Origin of the sequence: Pigmentiphaga sp. NML080357 (genome assembly GCF_002188465.1) — a bacterium.
Lineage (GTDB): Bacteria > Pseudomonadota > Gammaproteobacteria > Burkholderiales > Burkholderiaceae_B > Pigmentiphaga.
Window position 1 is genome coordinate 68,208 of record NZ_NINW01000008.1, and the last position, 21,786, is coordinate 89,993.

The 21,786-nt window shown below is 66.8% G+C and carries 21 protein-coding genes; 9 read left to right on the forward strand and 12 right to left on the reverse strand.

What is annotated here, in order from left to right:
* Positions 1–29 precede the first annotated feature (29 nt).
* The gene (locus tag CDO44_RS02295) at positions 30–632 is read right to left on the reverse strand and encodes a peptidylprolyl isomerase (RefSeq protein WP_087778567.1); all 603 of its coding nucleotides are present in this window, start codon (positions 630–632) and stop codon (positions 30–32) included.
* 86 nt (positions 633–718) lie between these two features.
* Here CDO44_RS02295 and CDO44_RS02300 point away from each other — a divergent pair, with 86 nt between their 5' ends.
* The gene (locus CDO44_RS02300; RefSeq protein ID WP_087778569.1) at positions 719–1,873 is read left to right on the forward strand and encodes a cupin domain-containing protein; all 1,155 of its coding nucleotides are present in this window, start codon (positions 719–721) and stop codon (positions 1,871–1,873) included.
* 49 nt (positions 1,874–1,922) lie between these two features.
* Here the strand turns inward: CDO44_RS02300 and CDO44_RS02305 are convergent, their stop codons facing one another.
* The 3 genes from CDO44_RS02305 to CDO44_RS02315 all read right to left on the reverse strand — a co-directional run bounded on the left by CDO44_RS02305 (position 1,923) and on the right by CDO44_RS02315 (position 4,693).
* Positions 1,923–2,399 (reverse strand): heme-binding protein, encoded by a 477-nt coding sequence (locus CDO44_RS02305; protein WP_087778571.1) that lies wholly within the window; start codon positions 2,397–2,399, stop codon positions 1,923–1,925.
* Positions 2,400–2,489: 90 nt separating this feature from the next.
* Complete coding sequence (locus CDO44_RS02310; RefSeq protein ID WP_087778573.1) at positions 2,490–3,089, reverse strand: response regulator transcription factor; 600 nt, start codon at positions 3,087–3,089, stop codon at positions 2,490–2,492.
* Positions 3,089–4,693, reverse strand: coding sequence for a sensor histidine kinase (locus tag CDO44_RS02315; protein WP_144389452.1), 1,605 nt, complete (start codon positions 4,691–4,693; stop codon positions 3,089–3,091). Before CDO44_RS02315 ends, CDO44_RS02310 begins: the two co-directional genes overlap by 1 nt.
* A gap of 127 nt (positions 4,694–4,820) precedes the next feature.
* Between CDO44_RS02315 and CDO44_RS02320 the strand changes: the two genes are divergently transcribed.
* Together CDO44_RS02320 and CDO44_RS02325 are read left to right on the forward strand one after the other, a co-directional pair.
* Positions 4,821–5,114, forward strand: a complete 294-nt coding sequence (locus CDO44_RS02320; RefSeq protein ID WP_087778576.1) for a helix-turn-helix transcriptional regulator — start codon at positions 4,821–4,823, stop codon at positions 5,112–5,114.
* A 271-nt stretch (positions 5,115–5,385) separates the two neighbouring features.
* Positions 5,386–5,610 carry a hypothetical protein gene (locus CDO44_RS02325; RefSeq protein ID WP_087778578.1) on the forward strand — a complete coding sequence of 75 codons (225 nt, stop codon included), beginning with the start codon at positions 5,386–5,388 and terminating at the stop codon, positions 5,608–5,610.
* Positions 5,611–5,740: 130 nt separating this feature from the next.
* On the opposite strand, the gene CDO44_RS02330 is transcribed toward CDO44_RS02325, so the two are convergent.
* The 6 genes from CDO44_RS02330 to CDO44_RS02355 form a co-directional block, all read right to left on the reverse strand.
* Entirely contained in the window at positions 5,741–6,523 is a 783-nt protein-coding gene (locus tag CDO44_RS02330; protein ID WP_087778579.1) for an MBL fold metallo-hydrolase, read from the reverse strand.
* 263 nt (positions 6,524–6,786) lie between these two features.
* On the reverse strand, positions 6,787–7,974 hold the full coding sequence (gene bamC, locus CDO44_RS02335) for an outer membrane protein assembly factor BamC (RefSeq protein WP_233146008.1): 1,188 nt from the start codon (positions 7,972–7,974) through the stop codon (positions 6,787–6,789).
* 80 nt (positions 7,975–8,054) lie between these two features.
* Positions 8,055–8,954 (reverse strand): 4-hydroxy-tetrahydrodipicolinate synthase, encoded by a 900-nt coding sequence (dapA, locus tag CDO44_RS02340; protein ID WP_087778580.1) that lies wholly within the window; start codon positions 8,952–8,954, stop codon positions 8,055–8,057.
* 365 nt (positions 8,955–9,319) lie between these two features.
* Positions 9,320–9,967 carry a site-2 protease family protein gene (locus tag CDO44_RS02345; protein WP_087778581.1) on the reverse strand — a complete coding sequence of 216 codons (648 nt, stop codon included), beginning with the start codon at positions 9,965–9,967 and terminating at the stop codon, positions 9,320–9,322.
* A 107-nt stretch (positions 9,968–10,074) separates the two neighbouring features.
* Positions 10,075–10,704 (reverse strand): L-threonylcarbamoyladenylate synthase, encoded by a 630-nt coding sequence (locus CDO44_RS02350; protein ID WP_087778582.1) that lies wholly within the window; start codon positions 10,702–10,704, stop codon positions 10,075–10,077.
* Positions 10,705–10,783: 79 nt separating this feature from the next.
* Positions 10,784–12,139 (reverse strand): tryptophan--tRNA ligase, encoded by a 1,356-nt coding sequence (locus tag CDO44_RS02355; protein ID WP_087778583.1) that lies wholly within the window; start codon positions 12,137–12,139, stop codon positions 10,784–10,786.
* 114 nt (positions 12,140–12,253) lie between these two features.
* Here CDO44_RS02355 and CDO44_RS02360 point away from each other — a divergent pair, with 114 nt between their 5' ends.
* Entirely contained in the window at positions 12,254–12,469 is a 216-nt protein-coding gene (locus CDO44_RS02360; RefSeq protein WP_087778584.1) for an RNA-binding S4 domain-containing protein, read from the forward strand.
* Between the two features lie 138 nt (positions 12,470–12,607).
* Here the strand turns inward: CDO44_RS02360 and polA are convergent, their stop codons facing one another.
* Positions 12,608–15,328 carry a DNA polymerase I gene (gene polA / locus CDO44_RS02365; protein WP_087778585.1) on the reverse strand — a complete coding sequence of 907 codons (2,721 nt, stop codon included), beginning with the start codon at positions 15,326–15,328 and terminating at the stop codon, positions 12,608–12,610.
* Here polA and CDO44_RS02370 point away from each other — a divergent pair.
* From CDO44_RS02370 to infA, 5 genes are all read left to right on the forward strand, one after another.
* The gene (locus tag CDO44_RS02370) at positions 15,327–16,121 is read left to right on the forward strand and encodes a TIGR00730 family Rossman fold protein (RefSeq protein ID WP_087778586.1); all 795 of its coding nucleotides are present in this window, start codon (positions 15,327–15,329) and stop codon (positions 16,119–16,121) included. The genes polA and CDO44_RS02370 overlap by 2 nt on opposite strands.
* 135 nt (positions 16,122–16,256) lie before the next feature.
* Positions 16,257–17,225 carry a homoserine kinase gene (locus CDO44_RS02375; protein WP_087778587.1) on the forward strand — a complete coding sequence of 323 codons (969 nt, stop codon included), beginning with the start codon at positions 16,257–16,259 and terminating at the stop codon, positions 17,223–17,225.
* A gap of 71 nt (positions 17,226–17,296) precedes the next feature.
* The gene (locus CDO44_RS02380; RefSeq protein ID WP_087778588.1) at positions 17,297–18,082 is read left to right on the forward strand and encodes a BPSS1780 family membrane protein; all 786 of its coding nucleotides are present in this window, start codon (positions 17,297–17,299) and stop codon (positions 18,080–18,082) included.
* 235 nt (positions 18,083–18,317) lie between these two features.
* Positions 18,318–18,521, forward strand: coding sequence for a cold-shock protein (locus CDO44_RS02385; RefSeq protein WP_087778589.1), 204 nt, complete (start codon positions 18,318–18,320; stop codon positions 18,519–18,521).
* 416 nt (positions 18,522–18,937) lie between these two features.
* Positions 18,938–19,204 carry a translation initiation factor IF-1 gene (gene infA / locus CDO44_RS02390; RefSeq protein WP_087778590.1) on the forward strand — a complete coding sequence of 89 codons (267 nt, stop codon included), beginning with the start codon at positions 18,938–18,940 and terminating at the stop codon, positions 19,202–19,204.
* 118 nt (positions 19,205–19,322) lie between these two features.
* On the opposite strand, the gene CDO44_RS02395 is transcribed toward infA, so the two are convergent.
* Entirely contained in the window at positions 19,323–21,611 is a 2,289-nt protein-coding gene (locus CDO44_RS02395) for a UvrD-helicase domain-containing protein (RefSeq protein ID WP_087778591.1), read from the reverse strand.
* Positions 21,612–21,786: the final 175 nt, after the last annotated feature.

Genomic DNA, 21,786 nt, shown 5'->3' on the forward strand with positions numbered 1-21,786 from the left:
CCGGCACGCTGCGAGGCTCGCGCAACGCGTCAGTGCAAGGTGCCGGGATTGCGCCGGGCCTCGATCATCGCGTCCATGACCTCGTCGCTCTCGTCATCGCTGTCCGCGTAGCCCTGCTCGATCTCCTCGGGCTCGGCAGCGCGTATCCCGAGCAGCTTGATGCGCACGCGCAGCGCCATGCCGGCAAAGGGATGGTTCGCATCCAGCACCACCTTGTCGTCGGTCAGGTCCGTGACCGAGAAGATCAACGCGTTCTCGTCGTCCTCGCCATCGTCGGCATCGACCACCGTCTCGCCCTCGCCGCCTGGCGTACCCGGCACGCCCTCGAACTGCATGCCGACCTCGAGCGGCTCCGGAAAACGCGAGCGCGGCTCGACACGCAACAGATCCGGGTCGTAGTCGCCGAACGCGTCGGTCGGCTCGAGATGGAAAGTCTGGTCGAAACCGACGTTCTTGCCTTCGATGCCGTCGTCCAGCCGGGGCAGCAGGCTGTCGAGCCCGCGATACAGAAAACTCACGGGGCCACCGCTGTCGTCGAGCGCTTCCCCGTCCGTGTTCATGATCCAGAACTCGACCGTGACGACGGTATTCTCGCCGACGGCCAGGGCCGGATCGCTTTTGGAAGCGGTCATAATCTTGGTTTCCCGTATACGTTGGTTGATCTGTAATTTTACAGGCTGCCCCGCGCTCCCTCTTACCGGCTTCCCCATCTTTTTCCATGGCTCCCGATACCCCCACCCGCCTGCTGGACGGCTTGACCCCGGCCCAGTTCATGCAACGCCACTGGCAGCGCAAGCCGCTGCTGATACGCGGCGCCTTCGAACGGTTCCGGCCTCCGCTGACGATCGCCCAGGTCAAGCGGCTGGCGCGCCGGGACGACGTCGAATCGCGGCTGGTCTGGCGCGAAGCGGGCCAATGGCAGATGGAGCGAGGGCCGTTCTCCCGGCTGCCGCCGGCGCGCGAGCCGGAATGGAGCCTGCTGGTGCAGGGGGTGAACCTGCACGATGACGCCGCCGCCGAACTGATGGCACAGTTCCGCTTCGTGCCGGACGCGCGGCTGGACGACGTCATGATCAGCATCGCCACCGACCGCGGGGGCGTGGGCCCCCATTTCGACAGCTACGACGTCTTCCTGCTGCAGGGAAGCGGGCGCCGGCGCTGGCGCATCGGCCGGCAGCGGGATCTGGACCTGGACCCGGATGCGCCGCTGAAGATACTGCGGCGCTTCGAGCCCACCGAGGAGTTCGTGCTGGAGGCCGGCGACATGCTGTACCTGCCGCCGGCCTATGCCCACGACGGCATTGCCGAAGGCGACGACTGCATGACCATATCGATCGGGTTTCGGTCGCCCTCGCTGGGCGAGCTGGCGCGAGGCATGCTGGAGTTTGCGTCCGAGTCCCTGTCCGAACGCGCGCCGGCGGCGCTGCGCGGCCATTACCGGGACGCGGGGCAGCCGGCGGTCGACCGGCCGGCGGCACTGCCGGAAGACCTGGTGCAGGCGGCCCTGGCGGCCGCCTCGGCGGTGAAGTTCGACGCGCAGATGGCCGCGCGCTATCTCGGCTGCTGGCTCACCGAGCCCAAGCCCGAGGTGGTATTCGAGCCGGCGGATCCGGATACGGTGCCGGACCTCGAGCGGAACTGGCCCGCCACGGGCGCGCTGGTGCTGGATCGCAGGACGCAGATGATCTATCGAGACAAGATGCTGTTCGTGAACGGGGAAATGGCGCCTGTCGCCGCCGGAGGCGCCTTGCGTGCCCTGGCCGACGAGCGGCGCCTGGCGTGCGGTGCGCGCGGTCCGGCCCGGCTGAGGGACGGCGAACGCGCGGCCTTGCAGGAATGGCTGGAAGCCGGCTGGCTGCACTACCGGCCATGAACGGGGAAGGAAGGCAGCGGCAGCGCCGCCGCGCTTCCCGCCAGCGCGCCTACGAAGCCCTGCGCGCGGCAAGCGCCGCATTGGCGCACTCTTCGTCCAGATGACCGCCCGGGGCGCCGCCGACACCGATGGCGCCGATCGTGTCGTTGCCGACCTTGATGGGTACGCCGCCCGCCAGCACCAGGAAATCGTCGATCGCCACCAATTGACGCGCACCGGCATTGTTCTCGACCGTGTTGGCAATGGCCGAGGTGGGAGCGCGCATCGACAGCGAGGTGTAGGCCTTGCGGCGCGAGGCCTCGGCGGTATGCGGCCCCGAAAGGTCGGAACGCAGCATGGCCAGGACATTGCCGCCGCGGTCCACCACCGTGGCCGCCACCTGGTAGTTCTTGGCCGAGCAGGCTTGCACCGCAGCCTGGGCGAGTTCGGTCGCCTGCGCCAGCGGCAACGACGCGGGCGTCTGGGCATGGGCGGCGGAGCAGCCGAGCGCGCCCACGATGAACATGGCTTTGAGCAGTCGGGACATCGATTTTTCTCCTTTTGGATCGACACCCGCAGTGTGCCGGCGGCGGCCCTCCTCGCCCATCGGGCACCCTACGCACCGGCATCCGTAGCGCTACGGATGCGCCTGGGCCGCCTGCGCCAGCCGCGCGAACTCCACCACCGAGGAGCTGCCGATCTTTTCCGAGATGTGGGCCCGGTGCGTTTCCACCGTGCGCGGAGACAGGCCCAGCGCCGCCGCGATTTCCTTGGTCGGATATCCTTGGCCCACGAGCACGAGCACCTGGCGCTCGCGCTCGGTGAGGCGGGCCAGCAGCGAGCGCTGCTCGTCCTGCTCCCGATAGCGGGCCAGCGCCGCAAAGGCCGTGTTGACCGCTTCCATCAACACATGCTCGTCCACCGGCTTGCCGAGGAAATCCACGGCACCCGCCTTGAAGGCCCGCCTGCACGCCTGCATGTCGCCATGGCCGGTGAGCAGGATGACGGGCCAGCCGCAACCGGCCTCGCTCAACCGCTGTTGCAGCTGCAGGCCCGTAATGGCCGGCATGCGCAGGTCCACCACGATGCAGCCCGGCTCGAGCTCCGGCTGGCGTGCGAGAAAATCGAGCGGATGGGCAAAGCTCTCCACTCGCATCCCGTAGGTCGCGAGCAGCAGCGCCACGGCGTCGCGCACCGCGCTGTCGTCATCGATGAGATACACCGGCGGATGCGGCATCACGAGGCGTGCTCCTTGCGGCGTGCGAGCGGCAGCAGCACGGTGAACGCCGCGCCCCCGCCGCTCGGATTGGCGGCCTCGATGCGGCCGTCGAAGCGATGGACGATGCTTTCGCAGATGGCCAGCCCCAGTCCCATGCCGTCGGGCTTGTCGGACCGGAACGGCTCGAACACGTGGGGCAGCATATCCGCCGCCACGCCGGGACCATTGTCCGAGACCACGATGCGGGCCATGTCGTCGGCCTCGTCCACCCGCAGGACGATGTGCCGGTTCTCCTGCCCGGATCCGGCGAGGGCATCGGCGGCATTGCGGATCAGGTTGTGCATGACCTGCCCCACCTGCACCGGATCGGCCCACGCCAGGGGCGGCGGAGTGCTGACGTCGAGCTCCAGGCGGATTTCGCGTGCCGACAGGTCGGCGCGCATCAACTCCGCCATGTCCATGGCGATGCGGCCCAGCTCGCAGACGCCGGCGGCGGGCGGCCGGGCACTGACGTAGGCTCGCATGCGATCGAGAATGTCGGCGGCTCGCCGCGCCTGCTGCACGTTGGCCTCGAGGACACGCCGCATGACGGCCGGATCCGTGGCCGGCATGCCGGCCAGCCGGACTGCGGCCTGGCTCTGGCTGAGCAAGGCGGTCAGCGGCTGGTTCAGTTCATGCGCGATGCCCGACGCCATCTCGCCCATGGCATTGACGCGGGCGGCATGGGCCTGGGCGGTTTCGCGTTCGCTCAGGCGCGTCGCCTGCCGCGCCCGCTCGGCCTCTCCCCGCGCCTGGGCGGCACGCCGCCGCTGCACCGCCAGCAGAACGGCCAGTCCCAGCAGGACCAGCGCCACCGCCGCCAACAGCGCGACAGGCCGCAACAGTGCCAGGTCGCTCCAGCCAGGTTGGCGGACCAGCCGCAACGAGATGGGCTGGCCGGCATTGTCCAGCATCCGCTCCGCCGTCATGGCGGGCGGGCCGAAACGCTCTGCCCGTGCCGCGGCGCCTCCGTGGCCCACGCGCGCCGAAGCCGGTCCCAGACGCAACTCGAGCTGGCCCCATGCCGGCAATTCTTCGCCTGCGACAAGCTCCGCCAGATCGATAGTCAGCACGAGGGCAAACCGCCCTACCGCGGAGGGCAGGCGCTTGACCAGGACATAGCGGGACCGCCCCGGCCGCGGCACCGAGCTCACCGGGCGCCCTGGCTGAGCCGAGGCCAGCACCGGCGCCAATTGCGGCAGCGCGACGGGCTCCAGTCCCGCGCGATGACTGGAAACCAGCGTGCGCCAGCCCGCCGGCTCGGGCGGATCGCCCTCCCAGGCCACCAGGTCCACGCCTTCGATGCGCGGGTAGAACGAGCGAATCGCTCCCGCGACCTGGCCGATTTCATCGACGAGAATCCGGTCGGATCGTTGGGCGAGCGCCGCCAGGCTGGTCAGATGGGCATCGTGCTGGGCGAGACGCTGCGACACCAGGCCGGCGGCGATATCGGCGGCGCCTTCGAGTTCGGCCCGCAATCGCTCCAGCGCCTGGCGGTACAGCACGGACGAGCCGGCGAGCACTACGGCGACCCATGCCGCGAGCAGCGTCGCGGCCATGGCGGCAGGTTGGCGTTTCATCATGGATGGAGATAGTACTGGCGCTCGCCGCGATATGCCTGAACGGCCTGAACGCGGCAATATCGAAAATAAGCGATATATAATTCGAATACCGGCGATATTCTGTTTCCGGCACGATTATTTTCAGGTCATGGATCTCGACGCCTCGATCAAGGCGCTGGCGCATCCTGTGCGGCGCGATATTCTGCAATGGCTCAAGGAGCCGGAAAAACATTTTGCCGGCCAGGAGCATCCGCTCGAAGTCGGCGTTTGCGCCGGCATGTTCGAGCGCTGCGGATTATCCCAATCGACCGTGTCCGCCCACCTGGCCACCTTGCAACGCGCCGGGCTGGTGACGACCCGGCGCATCGGCCAATGGGTCTTCTACAAGCGCAACGAGGAAGCCATCGCAGCCCTGCTCGCGCGGCTGCGCGAGGAGCTTTGAAGCGGCAACGGAGCGGGCCGGCGCAGGCCGAATGTTGCGTCAAACACCACAAACCGAAACCCTTGCGCACACTATTGACCAAACTGATACACAAATTGCTTACGCGAGACTTACTTTCGGCCACCACAATGGAAAATACCTAGGGACGCTGATAGAATTTCCCTGTGCTCGAATAACGGCCGACATCAGCAAGCCTTGTTTGGGTAATAACGGGAAATACCGCTATTTCTGATTTGTGTATTACTGACGACACCTCAAAGGAAAAGAGATCATGAAGAAGACCCTGCTCTTGGCATCGTTGCTGGCGATCGCTCTGTCGGCTTGCGGCAAGAAGGAAGAAACCGCGCCGGCTCCCACCGAATCCACGCCTCCGGCTGCCACCACCCCGGCTGAGCCCGCTCCGGCCCCGGCCGAGCCCGCCACCCCGGCTCCCGCCGAGCCCGCCGCGCCTGCCGACCAAGGCACGCCGAGCACCCCGGCTCCCGCTCAGCAGTAAGCCTCCCGGAGATCCTGCCCGCATCGAGCCCCCGCCGGCTCCGGATCTCCGCAAGCACGCTGCGGCCGACGTCCTCGGCCGCAGACAAAGCCTCCCTCGCGGAGGCTTTGTCGTTCCGGCCCTCGGCATTTCATCCCCCCAGCGTCACCCAGTCGAAGCCGGCGTCCTGATCGGCAACGCCGATATCCTCGGGCTGCCATCCGAGCACCGGCGCAAGCGCCGCCCGCGCCAGCTGCGGCACATTGTTCTTCTTGCTGAGGTGGGCGGCATGCAGGAACTTCAGCCGCGAACGATCGACGGCACGCAGCACTTCGGCGGCGGCGGCATTGGAAAGATGGCCGAAGCGCCCGGCAATGCGGTATTTCAAGTAGATGGGATAATCGCCGCGCGCCAGCATATCGGGGCAGTGATTGCATTCGAGCACCAGCGCATCGCAGCCGGACAACATACGGTGCACGTGCGGCGTGCCCTCTCCCAGGTCCGTCAGCACGCCCAGCCGCCATTGCCCGTCATGCAATACGTACTGCACCGGCTCTCGGGCATCGTGCGGCACGGGAAACGGCTGCACGAGCAGATTGCCGACGGCGAACGCGGAATGACTGTCGCAGCATATCGCCGTCATACCCTCCGGAATGCGCGCGGACACCGCCTCGCGCGTGCCGGTGGTGAGGTAGACGGGAATGCCATGCCGGCGCGCAAGGCGGAAAACGCCGCCGATGTGATCGCCGTGCTCGTGGGTGACGAGAATGCCGTTCAGCGACGAAGGCTCGATCCCGCGAGCCAGCAGCCGCCGCTCGATCTCGCGCAGCCCGAACCCGCAGTCGATCATGACCCGGGTGACGGAAGTGCCTTCCCTCGCCTCGACCACGAGGGCATTGCCCTCGCTGCCGCTGCCTAGACTGGTGTAGCGCAAAGGAAGCCTCGGTGATGCCCCCCCTGCGCGCTGACGCGCCCCATGCGGCGGCGCTGGTGGACCGGCAAAGCCGGATCCGCGGCGCCCCGGATCCAGGACGGCTTTATCGGTTTGCGGCACCGTTGCTACCGCTGGCAGCCAGCGAAGCACCAGCGCAACAATTTAAGAAAGCCGTGCTAGACCCAGGATGCGGTGGATCCGGCTCCGCCGGTCCACCCGCATCGCCCCCTCGAGGGGGACGCGCGAAGCGCGGAGGGGGTGGGCTATTTCAATTGGTTGGACAGGACGTTCAGGATACGCCGGCCGGTGGCCGAGGTCTCGGGTGCGCCCTGCGCGTTCAGCACCGTGACCTGGGTGCTGTCGTTGGACGACAGCAGTTTCACGCGGTACTGGGGACGGCTTTCCGGCTTGTCGCTGCCGCGGCCGAACAGGCGGCCGAAGAAGCCCGGCTTGCCGCTGTCGGCACTGGCCGCATCGGTGTCCACATAGCGCACGTAGTAGACGCCCTCGGCGCGGTTGCGGTCCTCGACGGTGAAACCGCCGCGGTCCAGGGCCAGTCCGACACGGCGCCATGCGCGATCGAACGGCTCGGCGATCTGCAGCGCGCCGCTGTCGCCCGACCCCGTCACCAGTTGGGGCGCGGCGCCGGTATTGACCGGCGCGGCGCTGGCCACTGCCGCCTTGGCGCGGTCGAAATCGGCGCCCAGCCGCACCATCAGGCGGCTCAGCATCTCGGCCTCCAGGCCCGGATCGTTGGGGCGCGCGGTCCAGGTGGTCTGGCTCTTCTCGGCGCCGGTCAACACCTCTTCGGCGCCGCGATGGCTGATGTAGATCTCGGTGTTGTTACCCACCCGCTCGAGGCGGGTACGGAACATGTCGCGCTCGCCCGTGGACCACAGCGAATCGAATACCTTGCCGATCGTGTTGCGAATGAAGTCCTGCGGGATCTTGGCGCGGTTCTCGGCCCAATCCGTTTCCATCACGCCCGCCTGCGGCAGATCTTCGCGCATCAGGAAACCGAGGTCCTGCCAGAACTGCCGCACGACCGGATAGAGCTGCTCCGGAGAACGGTTGATCACCACCAGCCAACGCTGATCGCCGTCGCGCTCGACGCGCATGTCGGACCGCTCGGGCAGCACGTTGCTCGCGGCCGGCTTGGTTTCCGGCTGGGCGGTCGAATAGCTGGAGAAGGTGGTCGACGAGGGTGCCGGCGGCGTCGAGCCCGAGGAGGTCTGGCTCGGGACCTGGAAACGGGTGTCGGTGGGAAGCTGGGTCAGGTCGGGTGGCACGTCCAGCCTGGCCGAAGGCGCCTTGGAGGCGCTCTTGTAGTCGATCGACTCTTCCTTGCCAAGCAACTGGTTGACGCTGCTGCAGCCCGCAAACAATGCGGACAGGGAAACCAGCACCGGCAGCATCGCCAGGCGGGACAGATTCATACGAACTGCATTCATTGACGGATAACTCCTAAGCCGCTGCCGGACTATGGGTGCGCCGGCGGATCATGTCTGGGCAAAACATGGGGCGTGGGGGATCAGACCTGGATGCCGGCCGCCTTGAGCGCTTCGCGGACGGCGGCATGATGCTGCGCGCCGAGCTCGGCCAAGGGCAGGCGGTAACCCAGCGCCATGCGTCCCATCTGGGCCAGCGCCCACTTGACGGGAACGGGGTTGGGTTCGAGGAACAAGTTGCGGTTGAGCAGCGCGAGGCGATGGTTGATCTGCGCCGTCTTGCGGGCGTCGCCGGCCTGCGCCGCCACGCACAGTTCGTGCATCAGGCGCGGCGCCACGTTGGCCGTGACCGAGATGTTGCCACGCGCGCCCAGCAGCATGAGCGCAGCGGCCGTGGGATCGTCGCCGCTGTAGACGGCGAACGTGTCAGGCACCTGGCTCAGCAGCAGCGCACCGCGGCCGATGTCGCCGGTGGCGTCCTTCAGGCCGACGATGCCCGGCACCTGGGCCAGGCGCAGCGTGGTTTCGCCGGCAAGATCGCAGCCGGTGCGTCCCGGCACGTTGTACACGATCATGGGCAGGTCGACCGCCTCGGCGATGGCCTTGAAGTGCCGGTAGAGGCCTTCCTGCGTGGGACGGTTGTAGTACGGCACGACCGACAGGCCCGCATCGGCGCCCACCTTCTTGGCGGCTTCCGTCAGCTCGATGGCCTCGGCGGTGGAGTTCGCCCCGGTGCCTGCGATGACGGGCGCGCGGCCCGCCACGTGCTGGACCGCGAACCGGATCAGCTCGACGTGTTCTTCCACCGAAACGGTGGGCGACTCGCCCGTCGTTCCCACCACCACGAAGCCATCGGTGCCTTCGGCCAAGTGCCAGTCGAGCAACGCCCGGAAGGCCTCGAAATCGAGCTTCCCGTCTGGCTGCATCGGGGTGACGATTGCAACGATGCTGCCTTCAATAGGAGTACGAGATGTGGTTGCCATACGATGCTTGGGTGGCCCGGAAAGGGGCGAAAGGGACGAAGCGGAAATCGTACAAGTGTACCGGAAATAAGTGGAGCCCCCCTACGCGCTTCGCGCGCCAGGGAGGCCCCCCTGGCGGCCTGCGGCCGCTCCCCCTCAAGGGGGCGATGCGAGCGGACTGGCGGAGCCAGATCTGCCGCATCCTGGGTCTAGTACCGCTTTCTTGGAATGTGGCGCCTATGCTTCGCTGGCTGCCAGCGGCAGCAACGGTATAGCGGCCTGAGAAATTCGCACTAGACTCAGGGCGCCGCGGATCCGGCTTTGCCGGTCCGCCAGCGCCGCCCCCTTGAGGGGGAGCGGCCATAGGCCGCCAGGGAGTGGCCCCCCTACAGAAACAATCTTACGATGGCGTCGCCCAGGGTGAGCATGGGGCGTACCAGGAAACCCAGCATGCCGGTCATCAGCAACACGATGAGGATCAGCATGCCATAAGGCTCCAACTTGGAGTATTTCCAGGCGAGCGAATGCGGCAGGAGGCTGAAGACGATGCGTCCTCCGTCGAGCGGGGGAATGGGAAGGAGGTTCAAGGCCATCAGCATCAGGTTGACCTGCACCCCGGCAAGCGCCATGGCGACGAAGAAGGTCTCGTCCACGCCGGCGCCGACCATGAGCTTGAGGCCCAGGGCCCAGATGATGGCCATGACCAGGTTGATCCCGGGGCCCGCGGCGGCGACCCACAGCATGTCCTGCTTGGGGCGGCGCAGGCGGCCGAAATCGACGGGCACCGGCTTGGCCCAGCCGAACAGCAGGCCCGCCCCGCCCAGCAGCTTGCTGGTCAGCAGGATGATCGCCGGCACCAGCAGGGTGCCGACCGGATCGATGTGCTTGATGGGGTTGAGAGTGACCCGTCCAGCCTGGGTGGCGGTATCGTCGCCGAACATGCGCGCCACGTATCCGTGGGCGGCTTCATGCAGCGTGATGGCGAAGATCAACGGAATCGCATAGACCGCGATTGTCTGAATGATGGAATCCATGCGGCATTGTAACGGCAGAGCTCAGCCGCTTGCGGATCCCGCCAGGGCGGATTTTCCCGCTCCTCGAAGGGTCGGAGGGCGGCGATCGCCCCCTCCTCCGAAGAGGCCTAGGCCGAAATACCGAGCGTCGCCGGATCGCCCAGCCCGCGGCGCAGCACCACGGGCTCCGGGCCGGACAGGTCCACCACCGTAGTCGGCTCGCGGACGCAGGCCCCGCCGTCCACCACCGCCGCCAGCTCGTGCTCGTAGCGCTCGCGTATCTGCAGGGCGTCGTTCAGCGGTTCGTCTTCGCCAGCCGGGATCAGGGTGCTGGACAGCAGCGGGGAGCCGATCTCCTCCAGCAGGCAGAGTGCGATCGGATGATCCGGCACGCGTATGCCTATGGTCTTGCGCGAGGGGTGCGACAGCCGGCGCGGCACCTCCCGCGTGGCTTCTAGGATGAAGGTCCAGGGCCCGGGCGTGGCTGCCTTCAGCAGCCGATATTGCTGGTTGTCGACGTGGGCGAACTGGCCGATCTCCGCCAGGTCGCGGCACAGCACCGTCAGGTGGTGCCGCTCGTCCACGCCGCGCAGCCGGCGCAAGGCCTCGGCGGCATGCTTGTCGTCCAGGGGAGCCACCAGCGCATAGCTGGAGTCGGTGGGAATGGCCACCAGCCCGCCGGCCCGTATCAACTGGGCGGCCTGCTTGAGCAGGCGCAGCTGCGGGTTCTGAGGATGAACCGAGAAGAACTGTGCCACGTCGCCTGATCCTCGCGAAAAAACTCATGCCCGGAAAACGTCCGGGTGACCCTGGCCGCCGGCCGGGCCGGCGGCCACCTCATTCGGCGGCCAGTGCCCGCAGCTCGGCAATCAGCTTGGCGAGCGCGTCGTCGCGCGCGGCAGCCCCGGCGAAATCCGGGCCGTGCGCGGCCTTCGCGCCGTCCAGGAACAACGCGTAGGAATCGCCGTCGGCGCGCAGCGCCTCGGCCGGGTCGGCCAGCCCCCGCAGGCGCTTGATCGCCGCGCCCGCGCTTTGCGCGTCGGCGTAGGGCTCGGACAGCAGCAGGTCTTGCCCGTCGGCCGCCAGGAAGCGGAAACGGAAGCTGCCGCCGTCGTCGCGGAAGCTGACGAAACGGGCCTGCTTGCCGGCCTTTTTCTTCGCCGCCGGCGCCGCGGCGGGCTGTACCGCGTCGAGCCCCACCGCGGCGCGCAGTTCGGCAAGAAACGGTCCCGCGATGGCGCGGGCCTTGCGTGCGCCTTCCTGCAGGATGTCCTCGATTTCGGCCGGCCGGGCAATCAAGCTTTCATAGCGTTCTCGCATGGGGCCGATTTCGCGCTCGATGCGCTCGTACAGCGCCTGCTTGGCGTCGCCCCACCCCATGCCCTCTTCCAGCGAACGCCGGAAGGCGGCTGCCTCGGCGTCGGACGCGAAAGCGCGGTAGATGGTGTAGAGCTGGGAGTTGTCCGGATCCTTGGGCTCGCCCGGCAGGCGCGAGTCGGTCACGATGCGGCCAATGGCATCGCGCAGGTGCTTGCTGCCGCCCTCGAACAGCGGAATGGTGTTGTTGTAGCTCTTGGACATCTTGCGCCCGTCCAGCCCCGGCAAGGTGGCCACGGACTCGTCGATCTGCGCCTCGGGCAGCACGAACAGCTCTCGGCCTCCGCCGTAGAGATGGCTGAATCGCTGGGCGATGTCGCGCGCCATCTCGATGTGCTGGATCTGGTCGCGCCCCACTGGCACGCGATGGGCGTTGAACAACAGGATGTCGGCAGCCATCAGCACCGGGTACGAGAACAGCCCCATCGTGATGCCGGCGTCCGGATCCTCGTTCTCGGCCACGTTCTGGTCCACGGCGGCCTTGTAGGCATGGGCGCGGTTCATCAGGCCCTTGGCGGTCACGCAAGTCAAGAGCCAGCAGAGCTGCGGGATCTCGGGCAGATCGGACTGCCGGTAGAACGTCACCCGCTGCGGATCGAGCCCCGCGGCCAGCCAGGTCGCGGCGATCTGCAGGCGCGAGCGCTGCAGACGCGCGGGATCCTCGCACTTGATCAGGGCGTGGTAGTCGGCCATGAAGAAGAAGGCATCGTTGCCCTCGTTGCGGCTCGCCTGGACGGCGGGGCGGATGGCGCCGACGTAGTTGCCGAGGTGAGGCGTACCGGTGGTCGTGATGCCGGTGAGGATGCGGGTTCTCATGTTCGGGAGGGGCAGGCATTGATACGGGTATAGAGCCGCAGTGTACCTCCCGTGCGCGCAGCCGTCCGCCCATGGCGGATAATGGCGGATTGCATTCCATTTCCCGGGCCGGTCATGCGTTCCATCACATTCACGCTCACGGGCGATCACGTGCCGCTGTGCGATTTGCTCAAACTCACGGGCCTCGCGGATTCCGGCGGCGCCGGCAAGGCCCTGGTGGCCTCAGGGGTGGTCAGGGTCGACGGGCAAGTGGAATTGCGCAAGACCTGCAAGATCCGGGCGGGCCAGATCGTCGAGTTCGAAGACACCCGGATTGTGGTTCGGGATTGACTGGGGGGACGAACACACGAGGCAGCAGAAAACGCCGCTCTCGGCCAGCCTGGTAATACCCCAGGATACGGCGGATCTGGCTCCGCCAGTCCGCCCGCATCGCCCGCTGGGGGGCGCGCGTCAGCGCGTAGGGGGACCTCAATGGGCCTGCTCCCACGTATAGCCCGTCCCCACCTCTGCCACCAGCGGCACCTTCAGCTCGGCCACGCCGCACATCAGCGCCGGCAGGCGATGGGCGACGATTTCGCTTTCCTCGCGGGGGACTTCGAGCACGAGTTCGTCGTGCACCTGCATGACCAGCCGGGCGCCCAGCTTGTCGGTCTCGAGCCAGTCCTGCACGGCGACCATCGCCATCTTGATCAGGTCGGCGGCGGTGCCCTGCATGGGGGCGTTGATGGCGGCGCGCTCGGCGGCCTGGCGGCGCGGGCCGCTGCCGCCGCGGATCTCGGGCAGCCACAGGCGGCGGCCGAAGACGGTTTCGACGTAGCCGCGTTCGCGCGCCTGCTCGCGCGTGTCGTCCATGTAGCGCGCCACGCCCGGATAGCGGGTGAAATAGCGGTCGATGTAGTGCTTGGCCGCGTCGCGGGTGATGCCGAGGTTGCTGGCCAGGCCGAAGGCGCTCATGCCGTAGATCAGGCCGAAGTTGATGACCTTGGCGTAGCGCCGCTGCTCGGCGTTGACCTCTTCAGGCTTCACGGCGAAGATCTCCGCCGCGGTGGCGCGGTGGATGTCCTCGCCCCGCGCGAATGCCGACAAGAGATTCTCGTCGCCGGAGATGTGCGCCATGATGCGCAGCTCGATCTGCGAATAGTCGGCAGACATGATGAGGTTGCCCGGCTCGGCCACGAAGGCCTCGCGCACGCGACGGCCCTCGGGGGTGCGCACGGGGATGTTCTGCAGGTTGGGATCGCTCGAGGCCAGCCGCCCCGTGACCACCGCCGCCTGCGCGTAGCTGGTGTGCACGCGCTGGGTCCGGGGGTTGATCATCTTGGGCAGCTTGTCGGTATAGGTGGACTTGAGCTTGGCCAGGCCGCGATAGCTCAGCAGGGCCTGCGGCAGCGGGTAGTCCTCGGCCAGCTTGCTGAGGACGTCTTCGTCGGTGGACGGCGCGCCGCTGGCGGTCTTCTTGACCACGGGCAGCTGCAGCTTGCCGAACAGGATCTCGCCCAGCTGCTTGGGCGAGTTGAGGTTGAACGGCTGGCCCGCCAGCTCGTAGGCGCGCTGCTCGAGCACCAGCAGTTCCTGGCCGATGGCGTGGCTCTGGCGGGCGAGCTCTTCCGGATCGATGCGCACGCCGTTGCGCTCGACGATGGTCAACACGCGCGACACCGGCATCTCGATCGCGTAGATGCGGGCCAGGCCGGCGTCGGCCTCGATGCGCGGATACAGGGTGGCATGCAATTGCAGCGTGTAGTCGACGTCCTCGCAGGCGTAGCGCGTGGCCACGTCGATGGCGACCTCGTCGAAGCAGAGCTGGTTCGCGCCCTTGCCGCACACGTCGACGTACGACAAGCCCTTGCGCCCCAGCCAGCGCTGGGAAAGGTCGTCGAGCGATACGCTGCGGTGGGATTCCAGCACGTAGGCCTGCAGCATGGTGTCGTGCGCAACGCCGCGCAGCGCGATGCCGGCATTGGCGAATACGTGGGTGTCGTACTTGGCGTTGTGCAGCAGCTTGGGGGCGTCGGCATTCTCGAGCCACGGCGCCAGCCGTGCCAGCACCTCGTCCTTGGGAAGCTGCTCGCCCGCATCCGGATGCCGGTGCGCGAGCGGGATGTAGCAGGCCTGGCCCGGCTTGACGGCGATCGACAGCCCCACCAGCCGGGCCTCCATTTCCATCAGCGAATCGGTCTCGGTATCGAGGGCCGCCAGCGGCGCCGCCTGGGCGGCCGCCAGCCACCGGTCGAACGTCGCCCAATCGCTGACGGTCTCGTAGAGCACGGTTTCCGGCGCCGGCGGCGCATCGGCCTGCACGCGGGAATCGCCCTCGGGAATGCGCGCATCGTCGCCGGTCAGCTCGCGCAGCCAGGTGCGAAATCCGTAGCGCTCGTACATCGCTTCCAGCCGCTCGCGGTCCATGGGCCGCATGGTAAGCGCATCCAGGCTGGGGATATGGGCGCTCAGGTCGCAATCGGTGCGTATGGTGATGAGAGAGCGCGTGAGCTCGAACTTCGGGATCGCCGTGCGCAGGTTGGCGCCGGCCACTCCCTTGACCTTGTCGGCCTGAGCCACGAGTTCTTCAAGCGTGCCATACTCATTGAGCCATTTGGCCGCCGTCTTGGGACCGACCTTCTCCACGCCAGGCACGTTGTCGACGGAATCGCCGATCAGCATCAGGTAGTCCACGATACGCTCGGGCGGCACGCCGAATTTCTGCAGGACCCCTTCGGCGTCGAGCGTCTCGGACGTCATGGTGTTGACCAGGGTCACGTGATCGTTGACCAGCTGCGCCATGTCCTTGTCGCCGGTGGACACGACGCTGCGTATGCCCTGCGCCGCGGCCTGGCAGGTGAGCGTGCCTATCACGTCGTCGGCTTCGACCCCCTCGATGGCGAAGACCGGCCAGCCCTGGGCGCGTATGGCCTCGACGATGGGGCCGACCTGGCGCGCGAGGTCTTCCGGCATGCTGGCGCGGGTGGCCTTGTATTCCGGATACAGGTCGTCGCGGAAAGTCTTGCCCGGAGCGTCGAAAATGCAGGCGAGGTAGTCTGCCTTATGATCGTTCAGTGCGCGGCGCAGCATGTTCAGCACGCCGTACAGCGCGCCGGTCGGCTCCCCTTGCGCGTTGCGCAGGTCCGGCAGGGCGTGGTATGCGCGATAAAGGTAGCTGGAACCGTCGACCAACAGCAACGTCTTGATCATGATCAAACACAGAGAAATCGAAGTAGGCAAGGAAACCCACGACAGCGGCGGGAGCGTCCCGAAGAAACCCGGACGCATCCCCGGCCTGCGGGATGTGGTGAGCGTGGAACGCGCCACCGCCACCAAGGCGCGCGAATCATGGCATGTCCTGGGGATTATGTCAGAGTTCTTCGAGGCTTCCGAACGCCTGGCCCAGATCCGGCCGGCGGTAAGCATATTCGGCAGCGCCCGCATTCCCGCCGGCGACCCGCGGTACGAGAAGGCCGAGCTGATCGCCCGCAAGCTGTCCGAGGCGGGCTTTTCCGTCATATCCGGAGGCGGCCCCGGCATCATGGAAGCGGCCAACAAGGGAGCCTATGAAGGACCCAGCCCCAGCGTGGGCCTGAACATCGAGCTGCCCCACGAACAGTCGAGCAACGGCTACCAGAACATCAGCCTGTACTTCCGGCACTTCTTCCCGCGCAAGGTCGCGTTCGTCAAATTCACGTCGGCCTACGTGGTGCTGCCCGGCGGCTACGGCACGCTGGACGAGCTCTTCGAAGCCCTGACGCTGGTGCAGACCAACAAGAGCCGCAGGATGCCCATCATCCTGGTCGGTTCGGACTACTGGCAGGGCCTGGTCGACTGGATACGGGCGCAGCCGCTGGCGCAAGGACTGATCTCGGCCGGCGATCCCGGCCTGCTGCAGATCATCGACGAGCCGCAAGCCATCGTCGACGCCATCTTCGACTTCTATCAGCATGAAGGTTTCACGCAGTCGCCGGGAGAGCGCGAACAGCTGCTGAACCTCTGACACGGCGCGCGTACGCGCTCGCGGGCATTCCCGCCACATTCCGGCGGCTGCGGGGGCGCGTACGAGGACGGCGGACATGTCGATGACGCTAGAATGCGGTAAATCATCGATACCAGCCCCATCCCACGCTCATCCATGGCCGTATTCACCCCCGTCAACGAAACGGATGCCCGCGCCCTGCTTGCCGACTACTCCCTGGGCGAATTGCGCGCCCTGCGCGGCATTCCTTCCGGCATCGAGAACACCAACTACTTCCTCACGACCAGCCGGGGCGAATACGTGCTGACGCTGTTCGAGCGCCTGACGCGCGAGCAGTTGCCCTTCTACATCGACCTGATGACCCATCTTGCCGAGCACGGCATCCCGGTGCCGCATCCCCAGGCCGCGCATGATGGCCGCCGCCTGGCCGAGCTGCACGGCAAGCCTTGCACCATCGCCACGCTACTGCCCGGCAAGTGCGAAATGGATCCCCTGCCCGGCCACTGCGCGCAGGTCGGCGCCACGCTGGCCCGCATGCACCTGGCAGGCCGGGACTTTCCTGCCTTCCAGCCCAATCTGCTGGGCGTGGACTGGTGGCGCGAAACCGCGCCGGTCGTCGCGCCCTACCTGGGCGCCGACGCGGCGGCCATGCTGGGCGACGAGGTCGCATTCCAGGCGGCGTTCGCCGGCTCCGAGGCCTACCGCGAACTGCCCAGCGGCCCGGCCCACTGCGACCTGTTCCGCGACAACGTGCTGTTCGCGGGCACGCGCGAGGCGCCCGTGCTCGGCGGCTTCATCGATTTCTACTTCGCCGGCTGCGATACGTGGCTGTTCGACCTGGCCGTCTGCGCCAACGACTGGTGCATCGACCATGCGAGCGGCGAATTCCGCCCCGAGCTCGCGCAGGCGCTGCTCGGGGCCTATGCCCAGGTGCGCCCGCTGACCGATATCGAGCGCGCGTCGTGGCGCACCCTGCTCCGTGCCGCCGCCTTGCGCTTCTGGATGTCGCGGCTGCGCGACTTCTATCTGCCCCGTCCGGCGCAAACGCTGACGCCGCACGATCCGACCCATTTCGAACGCATCCTGCGCCTGCGGCGCGATGGCGTACCCTTTCCGCTTCCCTGAACCATGAAACACCCTTTCCATCGGCATGCGCCGACCCGGGCCTTCGCCCGCAACCGCCAGGAGGCCCGCTGATGCAAGCCGCCTCCCTTGCCCCCGGCGCCGGCTGGCAATGGGTGCGCGACGGACTCGCGCTGTTCCGCCGCCAGCCCATGGCGATGTTCACCTGGGCGCTCACCATAGGCTTCATGGTGCTGATCGCCAGCATCCTCGCGCCCATCGGGCCCCTGCTGTTCGTTGTCGCCATGCCCGCGATCACGGTCATGACCCTGGAGGCATGCCGAGCGATCGAGCAAGGCAAGACGGTCCTCCCATTGCGGCTGTTCGCGGTGCTCAAGGCGCCGGGGCTGGCCAGGAAGCTGCTGGCCATGGGCGGCGTCTACGTCGCCGCGGTGCTGCTGGCCGGCCTGGTGGCCTTCCTGCCGTTCGCCGAAGGCTTGCGCGAGGCCGTGCAAGGCCTGTCGTCGGACGACATGGGCCCCGTGCTGGCCGCGATGCGCGCGCCCATCGTCCTGTTCGCCATCTTCTACGTGATCATCGCCGGACTGTTCTGGCATGCCCCCGCGCTGGTGGCCTGGTATCGGCTCGACCTGCGCAAGGCGCTCTTCTTCTCCGGCATCGCCTGCTGGCGCAACAAGGGAGCCTTCCTGATGTACGGCGCAACGTGGCTGCTGGTCGTGCTGGCCCTCGAGCTCGGCGGCGGCCTGCTCGAAGCGATCGGGCTGTCGGGAACCATCTCCGGGCTCATCCAGATGCCGTTCAACTTCCTGGCGGCGGCCGTGCTCTATTGCAGTTTCTATCCGACCTATACCAGCGTTTTCGGCCCGCCCCCCGCGGCGGCGTTCGCCGCGTCGCCTTGACGGTCTCAGTGAAAACCCGCGAGGAAGGCCCGGCAACGGGCCTTCCTCGTATTTACTCCGGAAAATGCGGTTGACGGGCACAACGATAGCCCGTATAAAAGCGGAGCATGATTTTCAAGAGTACGAGTTGCTGTACAAAATTGCTTACCGCTGCGGTACAGGGTTGTTCATGGTCTCCATCCTTGATTGTCTTGCTTTCACTCGTTCCTGATCTTTCATTTCAAGGATAAACACCATGGAAACCGGTACCGTCAAATGGTTCAACGACGCCAAGGGTTTTGGCTTCATTACCGCTGATTCGGGCGGCGACGACCTGTTCGCGCACTTCTCCGAAATCCGCGTCGATGGGTTCAAGACCCTGCAGGAAAACCAGAAGGTCAAATTCGAAGTCACCGTGGGCCCCAAGGGCCGCCAGGCTTCCAATATCCAGCCTCTGTAAGCTATAATAGGCTTATCCGCCAAAACCCCCGCTTGCGGGGGTTTTGTTTTTTGCGGCCTTTGCAGCGCTTGCGCGAAGGCCGCCCAGGCGGATGACGGAACCGCATCCGCGACGCCCTGGCGCGGATGCGACATGGGGGAAACGGCCGCCCCAGGCAAGAACCGTCCTCCCTCCCCCACACAGCTGCCGTGCAGCAATAAATCGGGATGCTTCGGGCATTCTTCTTCCGCCGCCGGTAATCGTGCGGCAAACCAGGCAGACGTCACGCGCGCCCCGGGCTTGCGCAGCCCTCGGCGCTTCACCGCGAACTTCCACCGTCATCGATGGCGCACGGCGCCAGCCTTGCGGCGTGCCATGGCACCACCCTGGCCGAAGCTCGCTTTTTTGCATTTCGCAATGCACAGGAGGAAATACCCATGTCGAATAAGGAAGAACTGATCGAAATGGAAGGCATCGTCGCCGAGGTGCTGCCGTCGACCAGCTTTCGAGTCACGCTGGAAAACGGCATGGAGGTTGCTGCCTACGCATCGGGCAAAATGCGCAAGCACCGTATTCGCATCCTCGCCGGAGACCGGGTCACGATGGAGCTCTCGCCCTATGACCTGACCAAGGGACGCATCAGCTTCCGCCACAAGGACGGCCCCGCGCCCACCGGCAACCGCCCGCCGCCGCGCCGACGCTAAGACCGCTTCGATGAAAAAGCCCTCGCGATGAACGAGGGCTTTTTTTCACCGCAGGGCCGCCCCAAGGCGAAAGACGCCCCCCGAGGGGCAGCGCCGCCGCGTAGCAGCATTTTGTCCATCAGACGGGCTCGAGCTTGGCCATCGCCAGCGCCAGCGTCTTGGTGCCGACGCCGCCGAAGTTGACCTGCACCTGCGCATCCTGGCCGCTGCCCATCATGCTGACGATGACGCCTTCGCCGAACTTGGGATGGACCACGCTCTGCCCCACCTTGAAGGTGCGGCCGTTGACCTCCACGCCGGCATCGGACGTGCGGCGGCTCGAATAGCCTTCCGACGAACCCACATAGGGCGCGTCCTTGCCGGCGCGCGAAGAAAAGCCGCCGCCGTTGTCCTCGCCCCACGCGGCCCGCCCCCAGCCGCCGGCGGTATCCACGGCCTTGGCCCGGCCATTGCGCGGCGTGAGCCACTTGAGCGACTCCTCGGGCACCTCGCCGAGGAAACGCGAGCGCATGTTGTAGCGGGTCTGCCCGTGCAACATGCGGGTCTGGGAAAAGCTCAGGTACAGGCGTTCGCGGGCGCGCGTCACGGCCACGTACATCAGGCGCCGCTCCTCTTCCAGCCCGGATTGCTCGAGAATGCTGTTCTCGTGCGGGAACAGCCCTTCTTCCAGCCCGGTAATGAAGACGGCCTCGAACTCCAGGCCCTTGGCCGCGTGCACCGTCATCAGCTGGACGGCGTCCTGGCCCTCGCCCGCCTGGTTGTCGCCCGCCTCCAGCGCCGCGTGGGCCAGGAAGGCCGCCAGCGGCGACGGCAGCTCGATGCCGGCCTCGGGCAGCGTCTGGGCCAACGCTCCGGCGTCGGTCAGCGCATAGCCGTCCTCGGCGGCGAACGCCGCGGCGGCATTGACCAGTTCGCGCAGGTTCTCGATGCGTTCGGCGCCTTCTTTTTCCTGCAGGTAGTGCTGGATCAGGCCGCTGGCCTCGATCACGTGGTCGACGATTTCATGCAGCGGCAGGTTCTGCGTCTCGAAACGCATGCGGTCGATCAGCGCGGCGAACTGGGCCAGGTTATTGCCGCCGCGGCCCGGCACCTGGCTCACCGCCGCATACAGGCTGCAGCCATGCAGGCGTGCGATGTCGGCCTGCTGCTCGAGCGTGCGCGCGCCGATGCCGCGCGCCGGAAAATTGACCACCCGCATCCAGGCCGTATCGTCGTGCGGATTTTCCATCAGGCGCAGATAGGCCAGCGCATGCTTGACCTCCTGCCGTTCGAAAAAGCGCAGGCCGCCATAGACCTTGTACGGGATGCCGGCGGAGAACAGCGCATGCTCGAGCACCCGCGACTGCGCGTTGCTGCGATAAAGGATGGCGATCTCGCGCCGCAGCCGCCCCTCTCCCACCAGCGAGCGGATCTCCTCGATCACCCACTGGGCCTCCTGGGCGTCCGACAGCGCCTCGTAGACGCGAATGGGTTCGCCATGCCCCTGGTCGGTCCACAGGTTCTTGCCCAGGCGGCCGGAATTATTGCGGATCAGCGTATTGGCCGCATCCAGGATGTGGCCGTGCGAGCGGTAATTCTGCTCCAGCCGGATGATGCGCTCATGGGCGAATTCGCGTTCGAATTCCGCCATGTTTCCGACGTTGGCGCCGCGGAACGCATAGATGGACTGGTCGTCGTCGCCCACCGCGAAGATCGCGGCGCCGCCACCGGCCAGCAGTTTGAGCCAGCGGTACTGCAACCGGTTGGTGTCCTGGAACTCGTCCACCAGGATATGGCGGAAGCGATGCTGGTAGTGTTCGCGTATGGGCGCGTTGTGGGTCAGCAGCTCATGGCAGCGCAGCAGCAGCTCGGGAAAATCGACCACGCCCTCGCGCTGGCACTGGGCGTCGTACATGCCGTAGAGTTCGACCATCTGCCGATTGAAGTTGTCGTAGGCCTCGACCTCGGTATGGCGCAGCCCTTCTTCCTTGGCGGCGTTGATGAAGTGCTGCAACTGGCGCGGCGGATATTTCTCGTCGTCCACCCCCGCTCCCTTCAGCAGGCGCTTGATGGCCGAGAGCTGGTCCGCCGTATCCAGGATCTGGAAGGTCTGGGGCAATCCCGCGTCGCGGTAGTGCGCGCGCAGCATGCGGTTGCACAGGCCGTGGAAGGTACCTATCCACATGCCCCGGGTATTGATGGGCAGCATCGCGCTGATGCGGGTCAGCATTTCGCGCGCGGCCTTGTTGGTGAAGGTGACGGCCATCAGCCCGTGCGGACTGACCTGGCCGGTCTGGATCAGCCAGGCCATGCGCGTGGTCAACACCCGCGTCTTGCCGCTGCCCGCGCCTGCCAGCACCAGGGCATGGCGCGGCTCGATCGTAACGGCGGCGAGCTGGGGGGGATTGAGGTTGTCGAGCAGGGACATAAAGCAGGACGCAGGGAATAAGAGAGAGCGGCAGGCAGTCTAGCACCCGTGGCAACCGCGCGCGCTCCGGGATGGGCCGCGCCGTGCCTGTAACGGCTCGCCACCGCTTCGGCGGCGCCTGCTTCTATAATGAGGGGTTTAGCCGGCGCGCGCCCGTTGCGAGCCGGCCCAGGCC

Excerpts from the sequence above, each read along its gene's own strand:
- CDO44_RS02395 (WP_087778591.1), bottom strand. The coding sequence starts at position 21,611 with ATGTCCCTGCTCGACAACCTCAATCCCCCCCAGCTCGCCGCCGTTACG.
- CDO44_RS02375 (WP_087778587.1), top strand. The coding sequence starts at position 16,257 with ATGGCCGTATTCACCCCCGTCAACGAAACGGATGCCCGCGCCCTGCTT.
- CDO44_RS02305 (WP_087778571.1), bottom strand. The coding sequence starts at position 2,399 with ATGTCCCGACTGCTCAAAGCCATGTTCATCGTGGGCGCGCTCGGCTGC.
- CDO44_RS02310 (WP_087778573.1), bottom strand. The coding sequence starts at position 3,089 with ATGCCGCATCCGCCGGTGTATCTCATCGATGACGACAGCGCGGTGCGC.
- CDO44_RS02360 (WP_087778584.1), top strand. The coding sequence starts at position 12,254 with ATGCGTTCCATCACATTCACGCTCACGGGCGATCACGTGCCGCTGTGC.
- CDO44_RS02380 (WP_087778588.1), top strand. The coding sequence starts at position 17,297 with ATGCAAGCCGCCTCCCTTGCCCCCGGCGCCGGCTGGCAATGGGTGCGC.
- CDO44_RS02300 (WP_087778569.1), top strand. The coding sequence starts at position 719 with ATGGCTCCCGATACCCCCACCCGCCTGCTGGACGGCTTGACCCCGGCC.
- dapA (WP_087778580.1), bottom strand. The coding sequence starts at position 8,954 with ATGGCAACCACATCTCGTACTCCTATTGAAGGCAGCATCGTTGCAATC.
- CDO44_RS02370 (WP_087778586.1), top strand. The coding sequence starts at position 15,327 with ATGATCAAACACAGAGAAATCGAAGTAGGCAAGGAAACCCACGACAGC.
- CDO44_RS02315 (WP_144389452.1), bottom strand. The coding sequence starts at position 4,693 with ATGATGAAACGCCAACCTGCCGCCATGGCCGCGACGCTGCTCGCGGCA.
- CDO44_RS02320 (WP_087778576.1), top strand. The coding sequence starts at position 4,821 with ATGGATCTCGACGCCTCGATCAAGGCGCTGGCGCATCCTGTGCGGCGC.
- bamC (WP_233146008.1), bottom strand. The coding sequence starts at position 7,974 with ATGAATGCAGTTCGTATGAATCTGTCCCGCCTGGCGATGCTGCCGGTG.
- CDO44_RS02295 (WP_087778567.1), bottom strand. The coding sequence starts at position 632 with ATGACCGCTTCCAAAAGCGATCCGGCCCTGGCCGTCGGCGAGAATACC.
- polA (WP_087778585.1), bottom strand. The coding sequence starts at position 15,328 with ATGATCAAGACGTTGCTGTTGGTCGACGGTTCCAGCTACCTTTATCGC.
- CDO44_RS02385 (WP_087778589.1), top strand. The coding sequence starts at position 18,318 with ATGGAAACCGGTACCGTCAAATGGTTCAACGACGCCAAGGGTTTTGGC.
- CDO44_RS02325 (WP_087778578.1), top strand. The coding sequence starts at position 5,386 with ATGAAGAAGACCCTGCTCTTGGCATCGTTGCTGGCGATCGCTCTGTCG.
- CDO44_RS02345 (WP_087778581.1), bottom strand. The coding sequence starts at position 9,967 with ATGGATTCCATCATTCAGACAATCGCGGTCTATGCGATTCCGTTGATC.
- infA (WP_087778590.1), top strand. The coding sequence starts at position 18,938 with ATGTCGAATAAGGAAGAACTGATCGAAATGGAAGGCATCGTCGCCGAG.
- CDO44_RS02355 (WP_087778583.1), bottom strand. The coding sequence starts at position 12,139 with ATGAGAACCCGCATCCTCACCGGCATCACGACCACCGGTACGCCTCAC.